Genomic DNA, 20,466 nt, shown 5'->3' with positions numbered 1-20,466 from the left:
CACTGCAGGAAAAAGCCGCTGCATGCTCGGCAAGCCCGAGAGGATCAGGCAAATCTGCGGCAGTTTCGTCGTAATACCTCTGCGCTTGGCTACGTAATATGAAAGCATGCAACGGATGCAGACACAGGCCACGGCAGGCCGCTCAGGTGAACAACGTCAATGAGGACTGAACAATGAAAAACGCCAAACAAGCCGCGCCTGAGCATCGTTACGCAGGCATGTGGGTCACCGCGGATGGATTCATCCGTCACGAACTTCTGGCCTCTGGGCGTTACGACGAGGCCCGTGGTAAAAATAAGAGCGCTTATCAAGGCCGCTACGAAATGGTCGGTGACTACATCCAGTACTGGGACGACACCGGCTTCACCGCCGACGGGCATTTTCATGACGACGTGCTGTATCACGCCGGCATGATCCTCTATCGGCAATGAGCACTTTGATTATGTCGGATGAATATCGTCTGCCTGGACAATTGCGCGCAGACGCTCATGAACACTTGTGAGAGCCTTGAAATGGAACAGAGCGATGCTTTCATCCTGCAAAACACGGCCATCTACCGCGACGAACTGGTTCGCCTGCTGACGCAACGCTTTACCACGCCCGGGATCTATGAGACCGCCATTGCGCCCCTGCATGTCATCCGTTTTGACACGCCTTCGGAGCTTATCCATACCGTGCACAAACCGGCACTTTGCCTGATTGTGCAAGGACAAAAGGAAATCGGCCTGGGCGACGACCAATACCTGTACGACCCGCTGAGTTACCTGGTGGTCTCGGTGACGCTCCCGGTTGCCGGGCGCGTGCTGCTGGCCAGCCCGGAGGCGCCCTACCTGTGCATCCGTTTTGATTTCGAGGCCACGGATATTGCCCAGGTCATCGCCGATGCGCCGGCAACGGGCGTCCCCGACGAACCTGAACTGGGTCTTTTTCTCGAGAAAGTCGATGTGCCCCTGCTCGAAACAATGCTGCGGCTGGTACGGCTGCTGGAAACACCGAAAGACATCGGCATGCTGGCGCCGCTCGCGCTACGAGAGTTGTACTACCGCCTCCTGCGAGGCGTGCACGGACGTCGGCTGTACGAACTTGCCCTCGGTGATTCGCAGACTCGACGGGTGACGCGGGCCATTGATTGGCTGAACAAACACTACAACCAACCCTTACGCATCGAAGAACTTGCCAGGGTCGCCAATCTGGGCAGCTCGACATTGCATCATCGCTTCAAGGCCGTCACCGCGATGAGTCCGCTGCAATATCAAAAGCAACTTCGCCTGCAGGAAGCCCGCCGCCTGATGCTGGGTGAAGGCCTGGATGTGGCGAGTGCCTGTTATCGAGTGGGCTACGAAAGCCCATCTCAATTCAGCCGCGAGTACAGTCGCCAGTTCGGGTGTCCGCCCTCCAGAGACGCCAGCCGGATTCGGCGCCCTGCGTGAGCCGGCGCCCTTCACAAATACCAGCGATACTCCCGCGCACTGATCTCCTGCATAAACACCAAATGATCCTGGCGTTTATTCTCGCAATACACATCGACAAACTCCGCGCCCAGCCCCTCACGCAATTGCGGCTGGTGCTGCATCGCGCGCACTGCCTCGAACATATCCTTGGGAAAATCGATCCCGCTGCTGCGGTCTTCATTCAGCGGTGCGATCGGTTCTTTGCCCAACTCCAACCCATGCTCCAACCCCACCAAAATCGCCGCCAGTACCAGATACGGATTGGCATCCGCCCCCGCCAAGCGATATTCGACCCGTAGGTTTTTCACGTCCGACTCGGGAATGCGCAAGCACGCATCGCGGTCTTCAAAACCCCAACTGGCCTTGGTCGCCGTATTCACCGTGCCGCCCAAACGACGCATCGAGTTCTGGTTCGGCGCGAAGATCGGCATGCTGTGCGGCAGCAGTTCCAGGCACCCGGCGACCGCATGGCGTAACGGCTGCTGCTCATTCGCGGCCAGCAGATTATTGCCCGCCGAATCGTAGAGGCTGACATGCACATGCATGCCGCTGCCCGGATGCTGCAAGTACGGCTTGGCCATGAAGCTGGCGCGATAGCCGTGTTTAAGCGCCACACCGCGCGTGCTGCGGCAGAACAACGCCGCCCAGTCCGCCGCACGCAAACCGTCGTCGAGATGGCCGAAGTTGATTTCAAACTGACCGGGGCCGAGTTCTGCGGTGATCACGGTGGCGTCGATGCCCTGTGCCCGCGTCGCTTCGACCATGTCATCCAGCACCGGCGCAAAGCGTGAGAGGCGTTCGATGTGCAGGTTCGGTTGATCATCGGCGTCGTCAGTCAGGTCGTCGCGGGGGAATTGCGGCAAGCCATCGCGCAGCTTTTTGTCGAACAGGTAGAACTCCAGCTCGAACGCCACCACCGGGTGAATGCCTTTGCGCGCCAAGCGCTTGAGCACTTGCGCGAGGACTTCACGGGGTTCGAATTCGATCGGTTTTTCGGTGCCGTCCGACGTGATCAGCATCTGCCCCAGCGGCTGCGCTTCCCAGGTCACCGGTTTCAGTGTGCCCGGCACCAAGCGGCGCACGGCATCCGGATCGCCGTCGTTGAAGCAGTAATCGCCGATCGGGAACAAACCACCCTGCACGCCCAGCAATACGCAGTTCTGCGGCAGTTTCAGCACACTGCCTGCCGCGACTTTTTCGAGCATGTCGATTGGATAACGCTTGCCATAGAAGTGCCCCGGAATGTCCAGGCAAATCAGGTCGACATAACGCACCTCGGGGTAGCGTTGGCGAAAGGCACGCACTTCGGCGAGCAGGTCAGCGCAGACGGCGTCCATCGTGTTCATCCTTTGTTGTGATCAGGTGTAGACCCAGAGCACGCGAGTCAGCTGCTCGGAGAGGTTGCCGTAGCGGCAGCGGGTATGGCTGTCGAACTGGAAGCTGTCGCCGGCCTTCAGCGTGACGGGTTCTTCATCGTCGCCCAGCCACAACGTCAGCTCGCCTTCGAGGACGTAACCGCCCTGCTCCGAGCTGTCGGTCAGATGACGGTCGCCGCTGCTGGCGCCGGCTTCGAGATGACTTTCGAGCATCGAGAACGAGGCGCGCATTTGCGGCGACACCAGAATGTCGGTGATGCCGTTGGCGTAATACAGCGTGCGGCGCTCATCCGGGCGTGTCACCCACGGCAGCTCTTTAGGCTTGGGCAGGCTGTAGAAATAGGTGGTCGGCACGCCGAAGGTTTCACTGATCGCGGTCAGGTCCGCCACGGTCGGCCGTGACAAGCCGCGCTCGACCTGCGAGAGAAAACCCACCGAACGGCCGATCTTGTCGGCCAGTTCTTTCAGGGTCCATTTCTTGTGCTTGCGCAGGTCGTGGATAAGGATCGCCAGTGCGGCGATTTCTTCTTGCTTGTTCATCGTCAAAATCTCATCAAATACTGTCGCGCAGTCGATACCAGGCCTTGCCGATGGCCTCCAGCGGTGCCGCGAAGTGCTTGCCACCGGGGAATCGGCCATTGCTCAAACCCTGATACAACGCCAATTCATCCGCCTCGCCGAGAATCGCGTCGGACACCGCGCGCGCGGCCGCCAATGTCGGCAGAACGCCGTGGCCCGAATAGCCTTGTAGCCAATAACGATTGCCCGCGCCGCCAACGTCCGGCGTGCGGTTGATCGTCAGATCGATATGCCCGCCCCAGGCAAACTCGATGCCGACGCCTTTGAGCTGCGGGAACACCCGCTCGAGAAACGGCCGGGTCGCTGCCGCAATGTCTTTGGGCATGCCGCCGAGATACGTGCAGCCGCCGCCGAACAACAAACGGTTATCCGGCGTGCGCCGGAAGTAATCGAGGACGAACTGGTTGTCGGTCACGCAGACATTGCGCGGCAACAGCGCCGTGGCCTGCTCAAGCGTCAGCGGTACAGTGGCGACCTGGTAAGTGCCCACTGGCAGAATGCAGCGGGACAGTGGCGGGTCGAGTTCATCGAGATAAGCGTTGCACGCCAGCACCAGCACATCGGCGCGCACTGAACCGCGCTCGGTGTTGACCCGGAAGCCACCGCCCTGCTCCTGATAACTCAACGCTTTGCTTTGCTCGTGGATACGCCCGCCGGCGCGCTCGATGGCGGGCGCCAGGCCCAAGGCCAGTTTCAGAGGATTGAGGTGCGCGCCCTCAGGGTCGTACAACCCGGCCTGATAGCGGTCGGTGGCCACCCATTCCGGCAGTTGTTCACGAGGGATGAACTGCAAGGAATCGTGGCCCCATTTGAGGCTGGCCTCGTGTTGCCATTCGCTTAGCAGGCTGACCCGGCGCGGCATCACCGAGGTCCACAAATGCCCGGGCCGATAGTCGCAATCGAAGCCATGCCGCCCGGGCAATTCGCGCAATTCGTCGGCAGCCCAGCGCATGCCATTCCAAAGCCGTTTGGCCCGTTCATGGCCCAGCGCAGCTTCCAGCGGCGGCATATCGCAAGACCAGCCGAGAATCGCCTGCCCGCCATTACGCCCCGACGCGGCCCACGCCACCCGACTGGCTTCCAGCACCACCACGCGTTTGCCCGCCAAGGCCAGACGCAGCGCCGTGTGCAGACCACTGAAACCGGCGCCGATGATCACCACGTCGGTGTCATGTTCACCCTCCAGCGCCGGCCGATCACGCAGAATATCGGCGCAACTGTGGGCGTAATAGCTGTCGACGTGCTGGCTGGATTGCAGGAACATTCGCGACCTCATGAAATTATCTTTTTATAATTTCATGAAAATCTACAGAATATATTTCACGCCGGCAAGCCAAGGTGCTCAGTCACGCAGCCACGGCAGGTCTGCGTGCTGATAACGGTGGGCACGGAATATCGCGTTGTTTTCGCCCGGCAAATAGCGTCGCGAGGCCGCATCGGGATACGTGGCGAAGTGCGGATTGACGTACTCCCCGACCACTTCACCAGTCGGAGTGACTTCGAACAAACGGCCGAAGTTGGCCTCGGTGATCAGCGTATTGCCGTTGTGCAAACGCTGCGCGCCGCCCATGAACGGGGTGAAAAAGGCATACCCCGGGGTATCGGCGTATTGCCATTCGATGCGTTGCGTCGACGGGTTGATTTCGAGAATGCGCGAGTGCGGCATGCTCACGTGCGGGCGGAAGATGCCGTTGTCGAACACCAGCACGTTGCCGTTTTCCAGTTCACTCGGGCAATGCTGCTGCGCGACCAGATCGTGGCCCAGTCGCCACAGCACTTCACCACTGCCGCGCTGCACGGCGATCACTGATGAAACACTGCGCAGGCTGAGGATCACCTTGCCGTCACAGCCGGGGGTGACCGCGTTGGTCATCGGCCAATGGTGACGTTCGAACGCTGAGTGCAGCGGGTAATCCTCAGGGCGCAAGTGCTCCCAACTGCGCCATTCCCAAACCACATTGCCCTGACGATCGACCTCCTTGACCACGTCGGCATAAATCACCCCGCCCGGCGCCTCGCTGCCGGGAATGCCGCCCACCACGCGCCGGGCCAAATCGGCGCTCAATGGCTCGGCCGTGGTGTAAAGCAGATGGCCGTTGTCCAGCCATTGCGCGTCATGGTGGTGAAGCAGATCGGTGTGTTCCCAGACCACTTCGCCTTCCGGCGTCACTTCGCTGAACGCGCCGCCATGCCACACCGACCAGCCCGGAAAAAGATCCGGTGAATCAGGATGGTTGCCGTTGTAGCCGAGGTTGCCGTTGCGCAGGATCACCGCGTCGCGGCCGGGGCGCTGAGGCAGTTTCCAGCGATGAAAGACCTCGCCATCAAGGTCGATGAGGAACACATTGCCATCCGCCGTTTGTGGCGCGAACAGCGTGTAGCCGCCAGCGCTGCGGGCATGATCGACAGCGATCAGGCCGGTTTTGCGGCGCTTGAGTGTGGTGGTTTCGAGGTTGGGCATGGCTTTTCTCCGGGCGAGTGAGCCCTCGCCGCGAGCAACGCGGCAAGGTGAACTGAAGGGTTATGGGTGGTTTGGCAGTAAAGGGTTGAAGCGATCGTCGAAGATCTGCCCGACCTGAAGCGGTCGCGGAATCAGACGCTCAGCGGCAAACAGATCGGCCAGACGCTGCTGCGAAGTGATGACTGACGACTCGATCGGCACGTAGTGAAGATCCTGATGCGCGAGCATTTCCTGCACCAGCGCAACGGGAAGCCGGGTGGTTTGTGCGAACACCTCAGCCCATTCCTGAGGGTGCTCAATGGCCCAGGCTTGGGCGCGGGCCAGCCTCGCGAGCAGATCGCCCAGTTGCCCTGCCCGCTGCGGATCACTCAATGCCTGCAGGCTGGCGACGGTGAAGTTCAGCCCGGTTTCCGGCCAGTCGCTGCCATCGACCAGAACCCGTGCTCCGCGCGATGTCGCCTGGCCGACGAAGGGATACCACACCGCCCAGGCATCGAGCTTGCCGCTGGCAAACGCATTCTGTGCGTCCACCGGACTGACGTAGGCGATGTTCACATCCCGAGGCGTGAGGCCTGCTTTATGTAGCGCGGCCAACAACAAATAATGCCCGCTGCTGCCCTTGGCCACAGCGATGCGTTGCCCCTTCAGATCGGCGACCTGCTGAACGCTGGAGCCTGCGGGAACCAGCAGCGCATTGTTGTTTTGTGCACCGCTCGCGACGCCGATGATGCGGATGTCGAAGCCACCTGCCTGAGCGAACACCGGCGGTGCGTTGCCTACGACACCGGCATCGATCGCCCCGGCGCTCAAGGCTTCGAGCATCGTGGTGCCGGCCAGAAACGGATGCCAGGACAGCGCATAGGCAAGGTGTTGATCTTCACCGGCGGCGTGGAGCAATGCCTGGGTCAAACCGCTTTGATCGCCCAGTTTCAACGGCTCGGCAGTGGCCGACAGCGGCTGGCTGAGCAGCAACGCGACGCCGCACAGCAGCGCTTTTACAGGGTGTGCCAGCAGACGCTTGGCAGCAGGAAGTTTTACCGGCATTGTCGTGCGCTCATTTGTGCATTGATTTCAGTATGTCGAGGCCCGCCGTGTCGCTCCATGCCAAACACCCCTCCTTTGCTGCCATGACGGACGCCGCGCCGCTGCCTGTGCGCACCGTCGTGGTGTTGGCGTTCGATGACTTGCTGTTGCTCAATGCGGCCGGCCCGCTTGAGGTCTTTGCAGCCATACCGCGCGTGTTGGCTACGCCCTACAGCGCAAGTCCGCCGTACCGCTTGCTGGTGGCATCGCCGCGCGGCGGTCAGGTGATGTCCATTTCCGGCATCAGCGTGACCACCTGTTCGCTGGAACAGATCGATGCCATGGCCCCGGTGATCGACACGCTGATCGTCGCCGGAGGACCGGGCATGGCCGCGCTTGAAGCTGACGAAGCAGCGTGCGCTTGGCTACGCCGCCGCTCGGTTGACATCCGTCGGCTGTGTTCGATCGGTACGGGTTCGTTTGCCTTGGCCGCAGCGGGCCTGCTCGATGGCCGCGAAGTGGTGACGCACTGGAAATTCGCTGCCGAACTGCAGGCGCGCTACCCGGCAGTACGCTGCCAGACCGATGCGCTGTATCTGCACGATGGCAACCTCTGGACCTGCGGCGGCGCCACTGCCGGTATCGATCTGGCCCTTGGTCTGGTTGAACAAGACCTCGGTGCCCACGCGGCGCTGGCACTGGCGCGGTACTTCACGGTGTTTATGTGGCGTGATGCCGAACAGCCACAGCTCAGTGCCTCGCTCAATGCTCAATCCAAAGCGTTACGCACCGACCCGGACGCACGTCTGGCGCGGCTGCACGCCTGGATCGCGGCGAACCTGGACGGAGACTTGCGCGTCGAGCGTCTGGCCGAACAATTCGGCATGAGCCCGCGCCATTTTGCCCGCGCCTATGTCGCTGCCACCGGAGAAACCCCGGCGCAAGCGGTGGAGAACCTGCGTCTGGAGACGGCGACTCGATTACTCAAGACCACCCGCGAGCCGATCAAGCGCATCGCCGAAACAGCCGGTTTTGGCCGCGAGGAGCGTATGCGCCGGGCCTTCCAGAAGCATTTGGGCATCAGCCCCCACAGCTACCGAACTGAAATGAAAGTCGCTGCGACGGGAGCGGCGCCGCCGTTGGGCATTGCGCTGGCGGGGCTGGCCCAATAACTCGCTCCGCGGATCAATGCTGTAGCGCATAGCGCCGGCAATGTTCCAGATAGCCGCCCACGCCGCTCGAATGCTTCAAAGTGTTCCAGAGAAATGCGTACAAGCTGTCCGCCCTAGAGTGGCAGTTCGACGCGCGCCAACAACCCTCCAGCGTGGCGGTTGCTCAGCGTCAACTCGCCGCCCTGCTCGCGCACAATCGCCCGTGCTGCCGACAGCCCGAGGCCCACACCGCCAGTGTCACGATTGCGCGAAGCCTCCAGGCGAAAGAACGGATCGAAGACCTGCTCCAGCGCCGCCTCGGGAATACCGGGGCCGTCATCGCTGACCTCAATGCAGATCGAATACTCGTCATATTTCAACGCAATGCCCGGATGCTGCGCGTACTTAAGCGCATTCTCCAGCAGATTGACGATCACCCGTTTGATCCCCAGCGGTCGACCTTCGTACACCAGATGCGCCGGCCCATCGAAATCGACATTGATCTGCTGATCGCGGTAATCGTCGACGATGGTTTGCAGCAGCTCCGACAGATCGAACGCGGTGGTCTGCTCGCGGTGGGTGTCTTCGCGGAAGAACGCCAACGCGGCGTTGATCATCGACTGCATCTCTTCAACGTCGCGAATCAGTTTGCCCTGATGATCGAGGTCTTCCATGAACTCACTGCGCAAGCGCATGCGTGTCAGCGGCGCACGTAAATCGTGGGAGATCGATGCGAGCATGTGCGTGCGCTCGGCGATGAAGTGCTGGATCTGCGCCTGCATGGTGTTGAAGGCAATGATCGCCTGACGGATTTCGTCAGGGCCTTCGAGCTTGATCGGCGGTGCCCGTAGATCGGTGCCGAATCGTCTCGCGGCACGGGCGAACCGCTGCAAGGGGTTGGCCAGTTGGCGGGTGGCGACCCAGGCAACCAGCAGCGTGGCAATCAGTCCCAAGGCGATGACGATCGCGATACGCACGCCAAACTCCAGGCCCCAACTGCGCTCCGGCGGGATAAATGACAACCAGCTGCCATCGACCAATTGCACGACGGCGGCGTAATGCGCCTGGGGACTGCCGTTGGGCCAGTCGCCTGGGCTGAACACCTCGATTTTTCGATCAATGCCCAGCAGTTGCTGCAGCACCGGCACCCTGCTGGCTGGCAGGCGAAGCCCGTCATTGGGCAGGTCGAAGTCCGCGCGCTGCGCTTGCCACGACACGTGCAGCATGGCGCTGCTCGCCGCCGCGGCCAGTTGCGGGCGCAGGCTGGCCGGGGCCGCTTCGATCACCCGCGAGGTCGCGGCAATCTGTTCCAGCAGGCCGGTGCGTTCAATCGGTGGCCGCGCCCAGATCCCGGCGACTTGCACGAACAGCGCATTCAACGCCAGCGAAGCAACCATCGCGGCAATGATGGTCAGGGCAATGCGCCGGCTCAGGGTATCGCCACGCCACAGTTGGCGGATCACGAGCGGCTGACCTTGGCGGTGAACAGATAACCGCCGTTGCGCACGGTACGGATCAAGTCCGGGCGCTTGCTGTCCGGTTCGATCTTGCGGCGCAAGCGGCTGACTTGCACATCGATGCTGCGGTCGAAGGCGTCATGACCATGGCCGTGAGTCAGGTCGATCAACTGCTCGCGGGTGAGGATGCGCTGCGGATGATCGAGGAACACCACCAGCAAATCGAACTCGCCGCCGGACAGCGGAATCATCACGTTTTCCGGGGAGCGCAGTTCGCGGCAGGTGATGTCCAGATGCCAACCGGCGAAGCCGATCACCGGGCGTGAAGGCTCAACTGTTTGGCGCTGTTCGCCGGCGCGACGCTGCAAGGCACGCACCCGTGCGAGCAGTTCCTGCGGGGCAAAAGGTTTGGTCAGGTAATCGTCCGCGCCCAGTTCCAGGCCGACAATGCGATCACTCAACTCGGCCATGGCTGTGAGCATGATGATCGGAATGCCCAACTGCGCGCGCACCTTCTGACACAGGCTCAGGCCACTTTCGCCGGGCATCATCAGATCAAGAATGATCGTGTCCGGACGGTTCAGCGCGATTGCCGCCCACATGGCTTCGCCGTGGGACGCCACGTCGACCTCATAGGCGTGCTGCACGAAGAACTTCTTCAGCAGCGCGAGGATTTCCACGTCGTCGTCGACGAACAGCAGTCTGCTCACAGTCACAGGATCCATGCACCAAAAAAAGCCAATCTAAAGCCATTTCGCCGCCCGGGTCATTTATTTCAATCGAGCAACATTTCTACGCGCCAGACATCAAGCGGACATTCTCCGGCAAAACCTCGCGGGCATTCTGCAGCTATTTCAAGCAGGGGGATTGGCATGAAGGTATTGAACAGCAAACCAGGCATCACGCCGCACAATGGCAATCGGCCGTTGATTCTCAGCCAGCGCACCGCCGCGCTCGGCCCGGATACACCGGTGGTGTTTCAGGAATCGTGCCTGGGCGTTTCCACTGATCAGAGCACGGTAGTGCTGCGCCGGTACTTCGAGCATTTCAGCCCGACCAATGCGCACTGGGTGGAATACGTGCACAGCGTCAACACCGCTGATCTCATGAACTGGATCATGGCCCACGGTCGATTGCACATCGAATGCTCGGACAACATGACGCAAAACAAGGAAGCCGTTTGATGTCGCGCATTCGTTCAATGTCGCTGTCTGTTGTCGCCACGCTGAGCCTGGCGGCGTGCAGCAGCAAAACGCCGGAACACGCCGGGTTTCTGCGTGACTACAGCGTGTTGGCCGAGCGCCAGTCGCCGTCCGGGCAGCCTGTGTTGGCGTGGGTCAGCCCGGCCCTCGCCCGGGGTCGATACACGCAGGTTTATCTGGCGCCGAGTCAGTTCTACCCGAGTGCCGAACCGACGCCGCGCATTCCGCTGAGCACCTTGTCCGGGGTCACCGACTACTACGACGCCGCGTTACGGCTGGAACTGGGCAAGGTGATGCATCTGGTCAATCAACCCGGGCCGAACACCCTGGTGGTGCGCCCCGCCATCACCCAAGTGGCGACCAGCACTCAGGGGTTGCGCTTTTATGAGTGGCTGCCGGTCACCCTTGTCGCTGCGGGCGTTAGCACGGCGACCGGCATCCGTGACCAGGACAGCGAAGTCGCCACAGAGGTGTCGTTCGAGGACGGTTCGACCGGCGAAGTGATTGCCGAAGTGGTGCGCAAAGGCACCGGCGTGCCACTGGAGAACGACAAGCAGGTACTGACTGCCGATGACGTCAAGGTGGTGCTGGATGGCTGGGCCAGTGACCTGCGGCAATCGTATACGGCCATCCGCCGGTAAACACACATCCCCTTCTTGATCGTTCCCACGCTCTGCGTGGGAATGCAGCCGGGGACGCTCCGCGTCCCAACAAGATCGCAGCCTTCGGCAGCTCCTACAGGGAAAATCAGGGTGCGTCAGGAAAAAAAGCGCCGAGCAGTGAATTATTTCGTGTCCTCATGTATCTGAGCCAAAGAGTACGCGCCATCAAATAGATGGCATCTACGCGGCACGATGGATCAGCAAAGAGAAGACCCGGATGAAATCACGCAAGAAAACCGTCAAGCCGATTGGCCTGAAAGACATCACCATTGTCGACGACGCCAAGATGCGCAAGGCGATCACCGCCGCCGCACTGGGCAATGCCATGGAATGGTTCGATTTTGGTGTCTACGGCTTCGTCGCCTATGTGCTTGGCAAAGTGTTCTTCCCCGGCGCCGACCCCGGCACACAGATGATCGCCGCGCTGGCGACATTCTCGGTGCCCTTCCTGATCCGGCCGCTGGGCGGCTTGTTCTTTGGCGCGCTGGGCGACAAGTACGGACGACAGAAAGTCCTCGCCGCGACCATCGTGATCATGTCGCTGAGCACCTTCGCCATCGGCCTGATTCCGTCCTATGCCTCGATCGGCATCTGGGCGCCGATCCTGTTGCTGCTGGCAAAAATGGCCCAGGGTTTCTCGGTCGGTGGCGAATACACCGGCGCGTCGATCTTCGTCGCTGAATATGCACCGGATCGCAAACGCGGCTTCCTCGGCAGTTGGCTCGACTTCGGCTCGATTGCCGGTTTCGTCCTCGGTGCTGGTGTGGTGGTGTTGATTTCTTCCACGCTGGGCGAAGCGAAGTTCGAGGAATGGGGCTGGCGTCTGCCGTTCTTCCTCGCCTTGCCGCTGGGCATGATCGGCCTCTACTTGCGTCACGCCCTGGAAGAAACCCCAGCGTTCCAGCAGCACGTCGAAAAGCTTGAGCAAGGCGATCGCGAAGGCCTCGCCGGTGGCCCGAAAGTCTCGTTCAAGGAAGTCGCGACCAAACACTGGCGCAGCCTGATGACCTGCATCGGCGTGGTGGCGGTGACCAACGTCACCTACTACATGCTGCTCACCTATATGCCGAGTTACCTGTCGCACAACCTGCACTACAGCGAAAACCGTGGCGTGCTGATCATCATCGCGATCATGGTTGGCATGCTCTTCGTGCAGCCAGCGATTGGCTTTATCAGTGACAAGATTGGCCGCAAACCTTTTATCGTCGTCGGCAGCATCGGTTTGTTCATTCTGGCGATCCCGGCGTTCATGCTGATCAACAGCGGCAAGATCGGTTTGATCTTCGCCGGCCTGCTGATGCTGGCCGTGTTGCTGAACTTCTTTATCGGCGTCATGGCCTCCACCCTGCCCGCGATGTTCCCCACGCACATTCGCTACAGCGCACTGGCGGCGGCTTTCAACGTTTCGGTGCTGATCGCCGGCCTGACCCCGACCGTGGTCGCCTGGCTGGTCGAGAGCACCAATAATCTGTACATGCCGGCGTATTACCTGATGGTCATCGCCGTGATCGGTCTGGCCACCGGTGTGACCATGAAGGAAACCGCCAACAAGCCGTTGCGTGGCGCTGCGCCTGCTGCTTCCGACCTTGAAGAAGCGAAAGAACTGCTGCAAGAGCACCACGACAACATCGAGCAGAAGATCGAAGACATCGACGCCGAAATCGCCGCGCTGGAGGCCAAGCGCAAGGAGCTGGTGCAGCAGCACCCGCGAATCAACTGAGCCGTATGCCCGGTCAGGCAAAGCGCCTGACCGCGGCATCGATGAACTGACGAACCTTCGCCGTCTTCTGCCGATGCGCCGTGTACAGCAAATGCATCGCTCTGCTCGGCGCCTCAAAGCCCTCCAACAACCTCACCAATTCCCCCCTGCGCAACGCCGGTTCAAGAAAATCGGCAGGCCCCAGCACAATCCCGAAACCATCCACCGCCGCTGACAACAATGCCTTGCTTTCGTTGACGTGCAAGCGACTGCTCACTGGCACGCGCTCGACCTGCGCGCCGTTGAAAAACGACCACTCGTGATCGGCAGGCCGCGACCAATAGGCATAGCCCAGGCACTCATGCTGCTGCAGATCGGCGGGCACTTGCGGTGTGCCGCGTTCCGCCAGATAGCGTGGCGCTGCGCAGACGATCAATAGATACGCAGCCAATGGCCTGGCGGTGAGGCTGGCCGTGGCCAACGGGCCGATCCGGAAAGCCACCTCAAACCCCTCCTCCACCAGATCCACGGCGCGGTCGGTCAAGTGCAAATCGATTTCCACCTCGGGGTACTCGCGCAAGAACGCGGTCACGAACGGCATCAGACTGTAAGAGCCAAAGCTCACCGGCGCGCTGACCCTGAGCTTGCCGCGCGGCGTGTCGTTCATGATCTGCGCGAGTGAATCAGCGGCTTCTGCTTCGCCGACGATGTGCTTGCAGCGCTCGTAATAGGCCTGGCCCAGCTCGGTAAGGCTTTGCCGACGCGTGGTGCGATTGAGCAACCGCGCACCGAGCCGTTGCTCCAGGGCGGCCACGTGCTTGGCGACCATTTGCGCCGACATGTCCAGGCGTTGCGCGGCGCTGGCATACGAGCCCGCTTCGGCCGCCATCACGAAAGCCGCCATGCTGGTCAGCCGATCCATTCGAAACTCCTGTTAGCGAAAGTAAGTAACAGAGCGCAATTTATCTGCATCTGGTCAGCAATCATCATAGTGGCTCCCCACCTGACAGAGGAACACACCATGCGCATTGGAATCGTTGGAGCCGGTTTTATCGGGCGCGCCGTCGCGCAAATCGCCCTCGCCGCCGGGCACGAAGTGATGCTCAGTAACTCCCGCGGCCCGAAGACCATGAGCAGCGTGCTCGCCGGCATCACCGGCTGCCAGATCGGCACGGCCGAACAGGCCACGCAGTTTGCCGACGTGGTGTTGCTCGCCATCCCCTACGAACACATCCCGAGCCTGCCGCCCGCCTGGTTCGAAGGCAAAACCGTGCTCGACGCCAACAACTATTACCCGGATCGCGACGGTCACATCGCCGCGCTCGACACGTTCCAGAGCACCACCAGCCGATTGCTCGCCAAGCATTTGCGCGGCGCCACGGTGGTCAAGGTGTTCAATGCCATCCTCGCCGCAGACCTGCTCACCGATACCCGGCCGCACGGTTCCAGCGAGCGACGCGCCCTGCCCGTCGCAGCGGATGACGCGCTGGCCAAGGCGTTGGTCGTGGGTTTGCTGGACGGACTTGGCTTCGATGCGGTCGACGCCGGAAGCCTCGATGACAGTTGGCGATTCGAGCGGGCGAAACCGGCTTACTGCGCGCCGCTGGACAAGGCCGGGCTGGAGATCGCCTTGGCTGCTGCCGAGCGCGAACTCGAGTTACCCTTGGGCAGTTGGCGGCGGCGATAACGTCTGAACGCTGCTGAGCCAGTCGTGCTCTGGGTGCAACAGCGTCAGATACCGAATTAGCCACGCGCGCTCCGGCGCAGACAAATCAGGCCAGACCGTCGCGAAATCGCTGCGGTCTTTGGCGCGCGCGTGCTTGGCTTTGAACAAGAGAACGGCGGCAGGTCGCAGATACGGGATGCCGCCCGTGCTTTGCAGAACCATTTCCGCGCGTGGACAGGTAATCGACGGATCGCGTTTATAGGCCCAGGTTTGCGGGGTGCCCGGCTCGATCATCACGTCCACGCGCCAGGCCGGTGCGGCGCGGTCGTAAGCCCATATCTGAAAAACGTCTGCGGCGGGCAGGCAAGTCGCTGACAGAAACTGGAAAGTACCGTCCTTTACTGCATAGAAATCGAGATCACCGAGTGCCTGGCGAAAACAGGCGAAATCGGCCCGAAGCACCGTGAATTCCAGGTCACTGTGGGCACGGGTTTGCCGACCGTGCCAAAGGTCCAGCGCCCAGCCACCGACCACACACCACGGGCGGTCTACCGAACGCAGTCGCTGCGCCAACTCATCGGGTGTCCAGGCTTGCCATTGCTCTTGGTCCGGCACCACCGGATGGGCTGTTGTCATGTCTGGGGCTCGTAGATTAATCGAAGGGCTTCCTAACGGCGCCATTCGACCCCCTTTCACCCCCCGGCTCAACATTTTTATCAGCTAGCCTGAATCCGCATCGCCCGTCATTCAAGGCGCGTTGACCACCACATACGTCACATCACTGCCCTGATACTGCGGCTGGTACCAGGTCGAGCCGCACTGCATGTAGGCGACGTTGTACTGAATCACCTGCACACAATTGCTGGGCATTTGCGCCGGGGTAAAGATCGAGCCCACCACCGCCGCCGTGACTGCGACGGTTGCCGTTACCGCCGCTGCGGCCGCCAGCGGATGGTAGTGATCGTCGTAGCCATAGCGGCCATGGCCGTCGACATCAATATCGACATCGCGACTGTTATCGATGTTGACGTTACGGTTGACGTTACGGTTGCTGTTATTGACGTTCGTGCGGTTGCCGACGTTGTTGCCGGCATTGACCCGATTGCCCGAATTGACCCGATTGCCGGCACTGACATTGTTGGTGCGCTGCGGCGCATTGATCCGCTGCGCCCGTTGCGCATTCGGCGCCGGCGCGCGGTTGACGTTGGCGCGGGCATGGCCCTGAGCGCGTTGCCCGCGGGCGTCGGCTTCGGCCACATAACCGGCGGTCAGCAGCGTGGCGGCGGCCAGCGACAACAACAGACTCCACGTCATCGACTTGTTCATGTCATTGCCCTCCCTGATCGCTGGCTTTTTTAAACGCAATCGCCACATCGCCTTTGCCCGGTTTGAAGGTGAACTGCGTGTCCGGGATGGTCGGCTTGAGGTTCCACTGATACACCGCGCTGTACTCGGGAAAGCTCTTCTCATCGGTGGTCGTGATCACCAGTTTGCACGGCAAGGGTTTGTCGGAGCGGGTCAGCCACAATTGCCAGTCGATGCCTTCCTGGCGAAACGCCAAATGGTCGCAGAGCTGGCCCTTGATGACCGACGGGCCCACGTACATCGCGGCTTTCAAGGCATCGATCTGCGCCTGATCACTGCCGAACAGAAACAGGTCCTCCATCGGTACCTGCACACCGTAGTAGTTCTCGACCTTGTGCAGGGTTTCCGCGACGGTGGCCGGCGCATCGACGGTGGTGTAGTACTTCAGGTAAGGCGAATACTGGGTGAGCTGCTTGCCGTTATAGAAAAACTCGCGGGTGCGCACATCGCCTTCGCTTTTCGCATACAGGCGATCATGGCCGACCACTTTCAGGGTATTGGCGGACTCAGTCTTGATCTTCTGCCCGGACTCCAGAACGGTGTCGCGCGAGACTTGAGCATCGACCTGGAATTTCGGCAGGCTGCGCAGGTAGTTGCCCATGTCGATGAGCTTGTCGACCACTTGCGGGTTGATCAACGGCGCATCGTCCGCGCCCTCGGCAGCGGGCGCTACCGGCGGGTCTTCGGCGCGGGCTCCCGGCGCGAGAACCAACGTGAACATCAGGCAGACAATACTGGCTGGGGCTTTCATCGGTTCCGCTCCTGTCCCTGCGTGGGCGTTGCGCCCGAAGGGCGACTGACTGACCAGCCTAGACCTCAGTGTGGGGGTACGCCAATGCGTCCGCGAGAGGAGTAAGTGTCACGGCAGATTTTCTTTGCGCTGGCTCTCCAGAAGCTCGGTGACATCGGCCGGTTGATACACCCAGCCGATAAACAACTCATAACCGACGGCGAGAATCACCGGCCCGGTGAACAGGCCGATAATGCCGCTGGTGACCATGCCGCCGAGCGCGCCAATCAGCACCACCGGCATCGGCACCGCCACTCCGCGACCCAGCAACATCGGCTTGAGCACGTTGTCGGCAAGCCCGGCAATCGCCATCCACACGGCAAAGATAATCGTGCCAGCGCTGACCCCGTCCACGGCGAAGACATAAATCACGATGGGCAGCGTGATCAGCAGCACCGGCAATTGGGTGATGCCCAGCAGCAACACCATCAAGGCGAGAATGCCGGCCGCCGGTACGCCCATGATCACCAACGCGACGCCCACCAGCAGCATCTGAATAAAGGCGATGCCAACCACGCCCTGCGCCACGGCGCGGATGGTTGCCGTGCACAGTTCGGCGATCTGCGGACCGCGCACCGGCCCGGAAATACGTGTGGTGATGGCCACCGCTGTGCGGTGGCCGCGCTCGCCGTGGTGCATGATCAGCCCGGCGACGATCAAGGCAACCACGAACACCACAATGCCCGCTCCGACACCGGCGGCTTGATGCAACACCACTTTGCTCCAGTCCTTGAGGTGTGGCGCCAGTTCCTGAAACACCCAGCTCAGATCCTGTGACGCATGCATCCAGATGCCGTACAGCGGCGCGCCAATCAGCGGCCAGCCTTCGACACTGGCCGGGGGCGGCGGAATCTCGAACTGCCCCGCTTCAAATGTGTGCATGCTGCCCTTGATCGAATCGGCGATCGACGCGCCCAACAGGCTTAACGGCAACATCAGAATCAGCAGGCCTAAAAGCACGAGAATGATTGCCGCCCAGCCGTAGCGATTGCCGAGTTTCGCGCCCAGCAGCTGATTCAGCGGATACAGCGTGACCGCCAGGATCAGCGCCCAGAGCATGACATTGAGAAACGGATGGAAAATGTCGTAGCAGAACAACACCAGAATGGTGATCAGGCCCGCGCGTATGAGCACGTCCAGCAGCGCTCTGGAACTTTGAAACGCTATCAGCGGTTTGTCTTCCATGTCGGCTCTCCTGATTGGGCCAGCGTTGAACCGCTGTGAGCCTAGTTCACATCTGGCACATCGTCTCGACGGTTGCCCGACACGAGTCGCGCTTGATGGCGGCGATCAGCGCTCCAGCATGCCGTGACACAACAGATTCAAGACCCCGCGCATGTGCAAGGCATGCGCGGTGCGGTCCGGGACTTCCTGCGTCGCCAGACGAATGAACGCCATGTTCGCGTATTGGTTGAACAGCGTCGCCACCACGTCAAGATCGATCGATTCGCGCACTTTGCCCGTCTGCTGGAAATGCAGGAGCAGCGCTTTGGTCTCTTCGATCACGGCGGCATTCCACGGACTCATCGCCTCTGCCAACTCCCCCGTCAGCAGAAACGGCGCCAGTTCCCGCCACAGCGAAGCCGGCATCGCCTGTAGCTGGTAATCGGTCATCAGCCCTTCGAACTCGCACAACGCCTCCAGCGGATCGCTGTTCTCGTCCAGATTGGCCCGCGCCTCGCGCATGGCTTGCTCGTCGGGTTGCTTGAGCAAAGCCAGCAGAATCTCCTGCTTGCCACCGAAATAGTTGACCACGGTGGGTGCGGATACCCCCGCCTGCACGGCGATCTGGTCCAGCGTGGTGGCCGCAAAGCCGTTGCGCTTGAACAACTCGAGCGCCGCCTCGGCAATCACCTGCCGGCGCTGTTCCTTCTGCCGCTCTCTGAGTCCGCTCATGTTGCCTCTGATGATCCTTGCCAATGGCCCTCAGCCTACGGATATCTTTTTTTATCGACAAATATTTTCTTTACAAAAATATTTTTAGATGACAAAACTTTATCCGTGCAGCGCTGCGACGAACGCACTCACTTGCCCTTTTCTCTGGAGATCCGCCATGTCCACCGAATTCGATTCGACCCGCAGTACCAGCGATTACCAAGCCTCTGACGCTGCTCACCACATCCACGCGTTCGTTGATCAAAAGGCCCTCAACGAGGAAGGCCCGCGGGTGATGGTCAGCGGCGATCGGTTGGCGTTGTGGGACAACGACGGCAATCGATATCTGGATGGCATGTCGGGTCTGTGGTGCACCAACCTCGGTTACGGGCGCAAGGATCTCGCCGCCGCCGCGACCGCACAGCTGGAACAACTGCCCTACTACAACATGTTCTTCCACACCACTCACCCGGCGGTGATCGAGCTGTCCGAGCTGCTCTTCAGCCTGCTGCCCAAGCACTACAGCCACGCGATCTACACCAATTCCGGCTCCGAAGCCAACGAAGTGCTGATCCGCACCGTGCGCAAGTTCTGGCAGGTGATGGGCAAGCCCGAGAAGAAAATCATGATCGGCCGCTGGAACGGCTACCACGGCTCGACCCTGGCCGCGACGGCGCTGGGCGGGATGAAATTCATGCACGAGATGGGCGGCACCATTCCGGATGTGGCGCACATCGATGAGCCGTACTGGTTCGCCCACGAAGGCAACCTCAGCCCGGAAGAATTCGGCTTGCGCGCGGCGCGGCAACTGGAAGACAAGATTCTCGAACTGGGCGCCGACAAGGTCGCCGCGTTCGTCGCCGAACCGTTCCAGGGCGCGGGCGGGATGATCATTCCGCCGGCGACTTACTGGCCGGAGATTCAGCGCATCTGCCGTCAATATGACGTGCTGCTGTGTGCTGACGAAGTGATTGGCGGGTTTGGTCGCACCGGTGAATGGTTCGCGCATCAAACGTTCGGTTTTGAGCCGGACACGCTGTCGATCGCCAAGGGCCTGACCTCGGGTTATATCCCTATGGGCGGTTTGATTCTGTCGCGGCGAATGGCTGAAGCATTGGTCGAGAAAGGTGGCGTGTTTGCCCACGGCCTGACCTATTCCGGGCACCCGGTTGCGGCGGCGGTGGCGATTGCCAACCTCAAGGCCTTGCGCGATGAAGGTGTGGTCGCGCAGGTGAAATCCGATACCGGACCGTATCTGCAGAATTGCCTGCGCGAGGTGTTCGGCAATCACCCGTTGGTCGGTGAGATTCAGGGCGTTGGGCTGGTGGCGGCGTTGCAGTTTGCTGAGGACAAAGCGACGCGCAAGCGTTTTGCCAATGAAAACGACATTGCCTGGCGTTGCCGCACGATCGGCTTTGAGGAAGGTTTGATCATTCGTTCGACATTGGGGCGGATGATCATGGCGCCGGCGCTGGTGGCCACGCGCACGGAGCTGGATGAGTTGATCGACAAGACGCGGATTGCGGTGGACCGGACGGCGCGGGAGTACGGGGTGCTGTGATCGACTGAAGGAATATGGCGGCCGGACTACCGCTATCGCGAGCAGGCTCACTCCTACATTTGGAATGCGTTCCCCTGTAGGAGTGAGCCTGCTCGCGATGGCGTCAGTCGGGTTGAAAACAGGCAAGATTCAATCCCGTCGATTACTC

General features: G+C 61.0%; 21 protein-coding genes. 8 read left to right on the top strand and 13 right to left on the bottom strand.

Features of this window, described 5'->3' with window-relative positions; all coding sequences use genetic code 11:
- Nucleotides 1-173: 173 nt before the first annotated feature.
- Nucleotides 174-431, top strand: coding sequence for an Atu4866 domain-containing protein (locus tag AB4N44_RS01515; RefSeq protein ID WP_160039925.1), 258 nt, complete (start codon nucleotides 174-176; stop codon nucleotides 429-431).
- A gap of 81 nt (nucleotides 432-512) precedes the next feature.
- Nucleotides 513-1,430 (top strand): AraC family transcriptional regulator, encoded by a 918-nt coding sequence (locus tag AB4N44_RS01510; protein ID WP_127930395.1) that lies wholly within the window; start codon nucleotides 513-515, stop codon nucleotides 1,428-1,430.
- Nucleotides 1,431-1,441: 11 nt separating this feature from the next.
- On the opposite strand, the gene AB4N44_RS01505 is transcribed toward AB4N44_RS01510, so the two are convergent.
- The 5 genes from AB4N44_RS01505 to AB4N44_RS01485 all read right to left on the bottom strand — a co-directional run bounded on the left by AB4N44_RS01505 (nucleotide 1,442) and on the right by AB4N44_RS01485 (nucleotide 6,911).
- The gene (locus AB4N44_RS01505; RefSeq protein WP_460110579.1) at nucleotides 1,442-2,788 is read right to left on the bottom strand and encodes a glutamine synthetase family protein; all 1,347 of its coding nucleotides are present in this window, start codon (nucleotides 2,786-2,788) and stop codon (nucleotides 1,442-1,444) included.
- A gap of 21 nt (nucleotides 2,789-2,809) precedes the next feature.
- Nucleotides 2,810-3,367, bottom strand: a complete 558-nt coding sequence (locus AB4N44_RS01500; protein ID WP_316918322.1) for a helix-turn-helix domain-containing protein — start codon at nucleotides 3,365-3,367, stop codon at nucleotides 2,810-2,812.
- Between the two features lie 13 nt (nucleotides 3,368-3,380).
- Complete coding sequence (locus AB4N44_RS01495) at nucleotides 3,381-4,670, bottom strand: NAD(P)/FAD-dependent oxidoreductase (RefSeq protein WP_460110581.1); 1,290 nt, start codon at nucleotides 4,668-4,670, stop codon at nucleotides 3,381-3,383.
- Nucleotides 4,671-4,748: 78 nt separating this feature from the next.
- Complete coding sequence (locus AB4N44_RS01490; RefSeq protein ID WP_460110583.1) at nucleotides 4,749-5,867, bottom strand: aryl-sulfate sulfotransferase; 1,119 nt, start codon at nucleotides 5,865-5,867, stop codon at nucleotides 4,749-4,751.
- Between the two features lie 60 nt (nucleotides 5,868-5,927).
- Nucleotides 5,928-6,911: an ABC transporter substrate-binding protein gene (locus tag AB4N44_RS01485; protein WP_455805499.1), complete on the bottom strand. Its 984-nt coding sequence runs from the start codon at nucleotides 6,909-6,911 to the stop codon at nucleotides 5,928-5,930.
- Nucleotides 6,912-6,958: 47 nt separating this feature from the next.
- On the opposite strand from AB4N44_RS01485, the gene AB4N44_RS01480 reads away from it, so the two are divergent.
- Nucleotides 6,959-8,062, top strand: coding sequence for a GlxA family transcriptional regulator (locus AB4N44_RS01480; protein ID WP_460110585.1), 1,104 nt, complete (start codon nucleotides 6,959-6,961; stop codon nucleotides 8,060-8,062).
- Nucleotides 8,063-8,175: 113 nt separating this feature from the next.
- Here AB4N44_RS01480 and AB4N44_RS01475 read toward each other — a convergent pair whose 3' ends face one another.
- Both AB4N44_RS01475 and AB4N44_RS01470 read right to left on the bottom strand, forming a co-directional pair.
- A complete protein-coding gene (locus tag AB4N44_RS01475; protein WP_316918318.1) occupies nucleotides 8,176-9,504 on the bottom strand; it encodes an ATP-binding protein in 1,329 nt (442 codons plus the stop codon).
- Nucleotides 9,501-10,223 (bottom strand): response regulator, encoded by a 723-nt coding sequence (locus AB4N44_RS01470; RefSeq protein ID WP_127927448.1) that lies wholly within the window; start codon nucleotides 10,221-10,223, stop codon nucleotides 9,501-9,503. Before AB4N44_RS01470 ends, AB4N44_RS01475 begins: the two co-directional genes overlap by 4 nt.
- A gap of 147 nt (nucleotides 10,224-10,370) precedes the next feature.
- Between AB4N44_RS01470 and AB4N44_RS01465 the strand changes: the two genes are divergently transcribed.
- From AB4N44_RS01465 to proP, 3 genes are all read left to right on the top strand, one after another.
- Nucleotides 10,371-10,682, top strand: a complete 312-nt coding sequence (locus AB4N44_RS01465; protein ID WP_127927446.1) for a hypothetical protein — start codon at nucleotides 10,371-10,373, stop codon at nucleotides 10,680-10,682.
- Entirely contained in the window at nucleotides 10,682-11,341 is a 660-nt protein-coding gene (locus tag AB4N44_RS01460) for a DUF3313 domain-containing protein (RefSeq protein ID WP_460110588.1), read from the top strand. The genes AB4N44_RS01465 and AB4N44_RS01460 overlap by 1 nt, the downstream gene beginning before the upstream one ends.
- A gap of 238 nt (nucleotides 11,342-11,579) precedes the next feature.
- Nucleotides 11,580-13,082, top strand: a complete 1,503-nt coding sequence (gene proP / locus AB4N44_RS01455) for a glycine betaine/L-proline transporter ProP (protein WP_127927442.1) — start codon at nucleotides 11,580-11,582, stop codon at nucleotides 13,080-13,082.
- A 13-nt stretch (nucleotides 13,083-13,095) separates the two neighbouring features.
- Here proP and AB4N44_RS01450 read toward each other — a convergent pair whose 3' ends face one another.
- Nucleotides 13,096-13,983: a LysR family transcriptional regulator gene (locus AB4N44_RS01450; RefSeq protein ID WP_460158159.1), complete on the bottom strand. Its 888-nt coding sequence runs from the start codon at nucleotides 13,981-13,983 to the stop codon at nucleotides 13,096-13,098.
- A gap of 99 nt (nucleotides 13,984-14,082) precedes the next feature.
- Between AB4N44_RS01450 and AB4N44_RS01445 the strand changes: the two genes are divergently transcribed.
- Nucleotides 14,083-14,748, top strand: a complete 666-nt coding sequence (locus AB4N44_RS01445; RefSeq protein ID WP_460110590.1) for an NADPH-dependent F420 reductase — start codon at nucleotides 14,083-14,085, stop codon at nucleotides 14,746-14,748.
- On the opposite strand, the gene AB4N44_RS01440 is transcribed toward AB4N44_RS01445, so the two are convergent.
- From AB4N44_RS01440 to AB4N44_RS01420, 5 genes are all read right to left on the bottom strand, one after another.
- Nucleotides 14,719-15,363, bottom strand: coding sequence for a nucleotidyltransferase domain-containing protein (locus AB4N44_RS01440; protein ID WP_460110592.1), 645 nt, complete (start codon nucleotides 15,361-15,363; stop codon nucleotides 14,719-14,721). The genes AB4N44_RS01445 and AB4N44_RS01440 overlap by 30 nt on opposite strands.
- A gap of 111 nt (nucleotides 15,364-15,474) precedes the next feature.
- Nucleotides 15,475-16,053: a hypothetical protein gene (locus AB4N44_RS01435; RefSeq protein ID WP_150774366.1), complete on the bottom strand. Its 579-nt coding sequence runs from the start codon at nucleotides 16,051-16,053 to the stop codon at nucleotides 15,475-15,477.
- Nucleotide 16,054: 1 nt separating this feature from the next.
- Nucleotides 16,055-16,843, bottom strand: coding sequence for a DUF2092 domain-containing protein (locus tag AB4N44_RS01430; protein WP_460110594.1), 789 nt, complete (start codon nucleotides 16,841-16,843; stop codon nucleotides 16,055-16,057).
- Nucleotides 16,844-16,951: 108 nt separating this feature from the next.
- The gene (locus AB4N44_RS01425; protein WP_316918314.1) at nucleotides 16,952-18,067 is read right to left on the bottom strand and encodes an AI-2E family transporter; all 1,116 of its coding nucleotides are present in this window, start codon (nucleotides 18,065-18,067) and stop codon (nucleotides 16,952-16,954) included.
- A gap of 105 nt (nucleotides 18,068-18,172) precedes the next feature.
- On the bottom strand, nucleotides 18,173-18,778 hold the full coding sequence (locus AB4N44_RS01420; protein ID WP_460110596.1) for a TetR/AcrR family transcriptional regulator: 606 nt from the start codon (nucleotides 18,776-18,778) through the stop codon (nucleotides 18,173-18,175).
- 157 nt (nucleotides 18,779-18,935) lie between these two features.
- Here AB4N44_RS01420 and AB4N44_RS01415 point away from each other — a divergent pair, with 157 nt between their 5' ends.
- Nucleotides 18,936-20,318: an aspartate aminotransferase family protein gene (locus AB4N44_RS01415; RefSeq protein WP_460110598.1), complete on the top strand. Its 1,383-nt coding sequence runs from the start codon at nucleotides 18,936-18,938 to the stop codon at nucleotides 20,316-20,318.
- Nucleotides 20,319-20,466: the final 148 nt, after the last annotated feature.

Source organism: Pseudomonas sp. S3_C06, from assembly GCF_054667675.1.
This window is presented reverse-complemented; position numbering and strand designations above follow the sequence as displayed.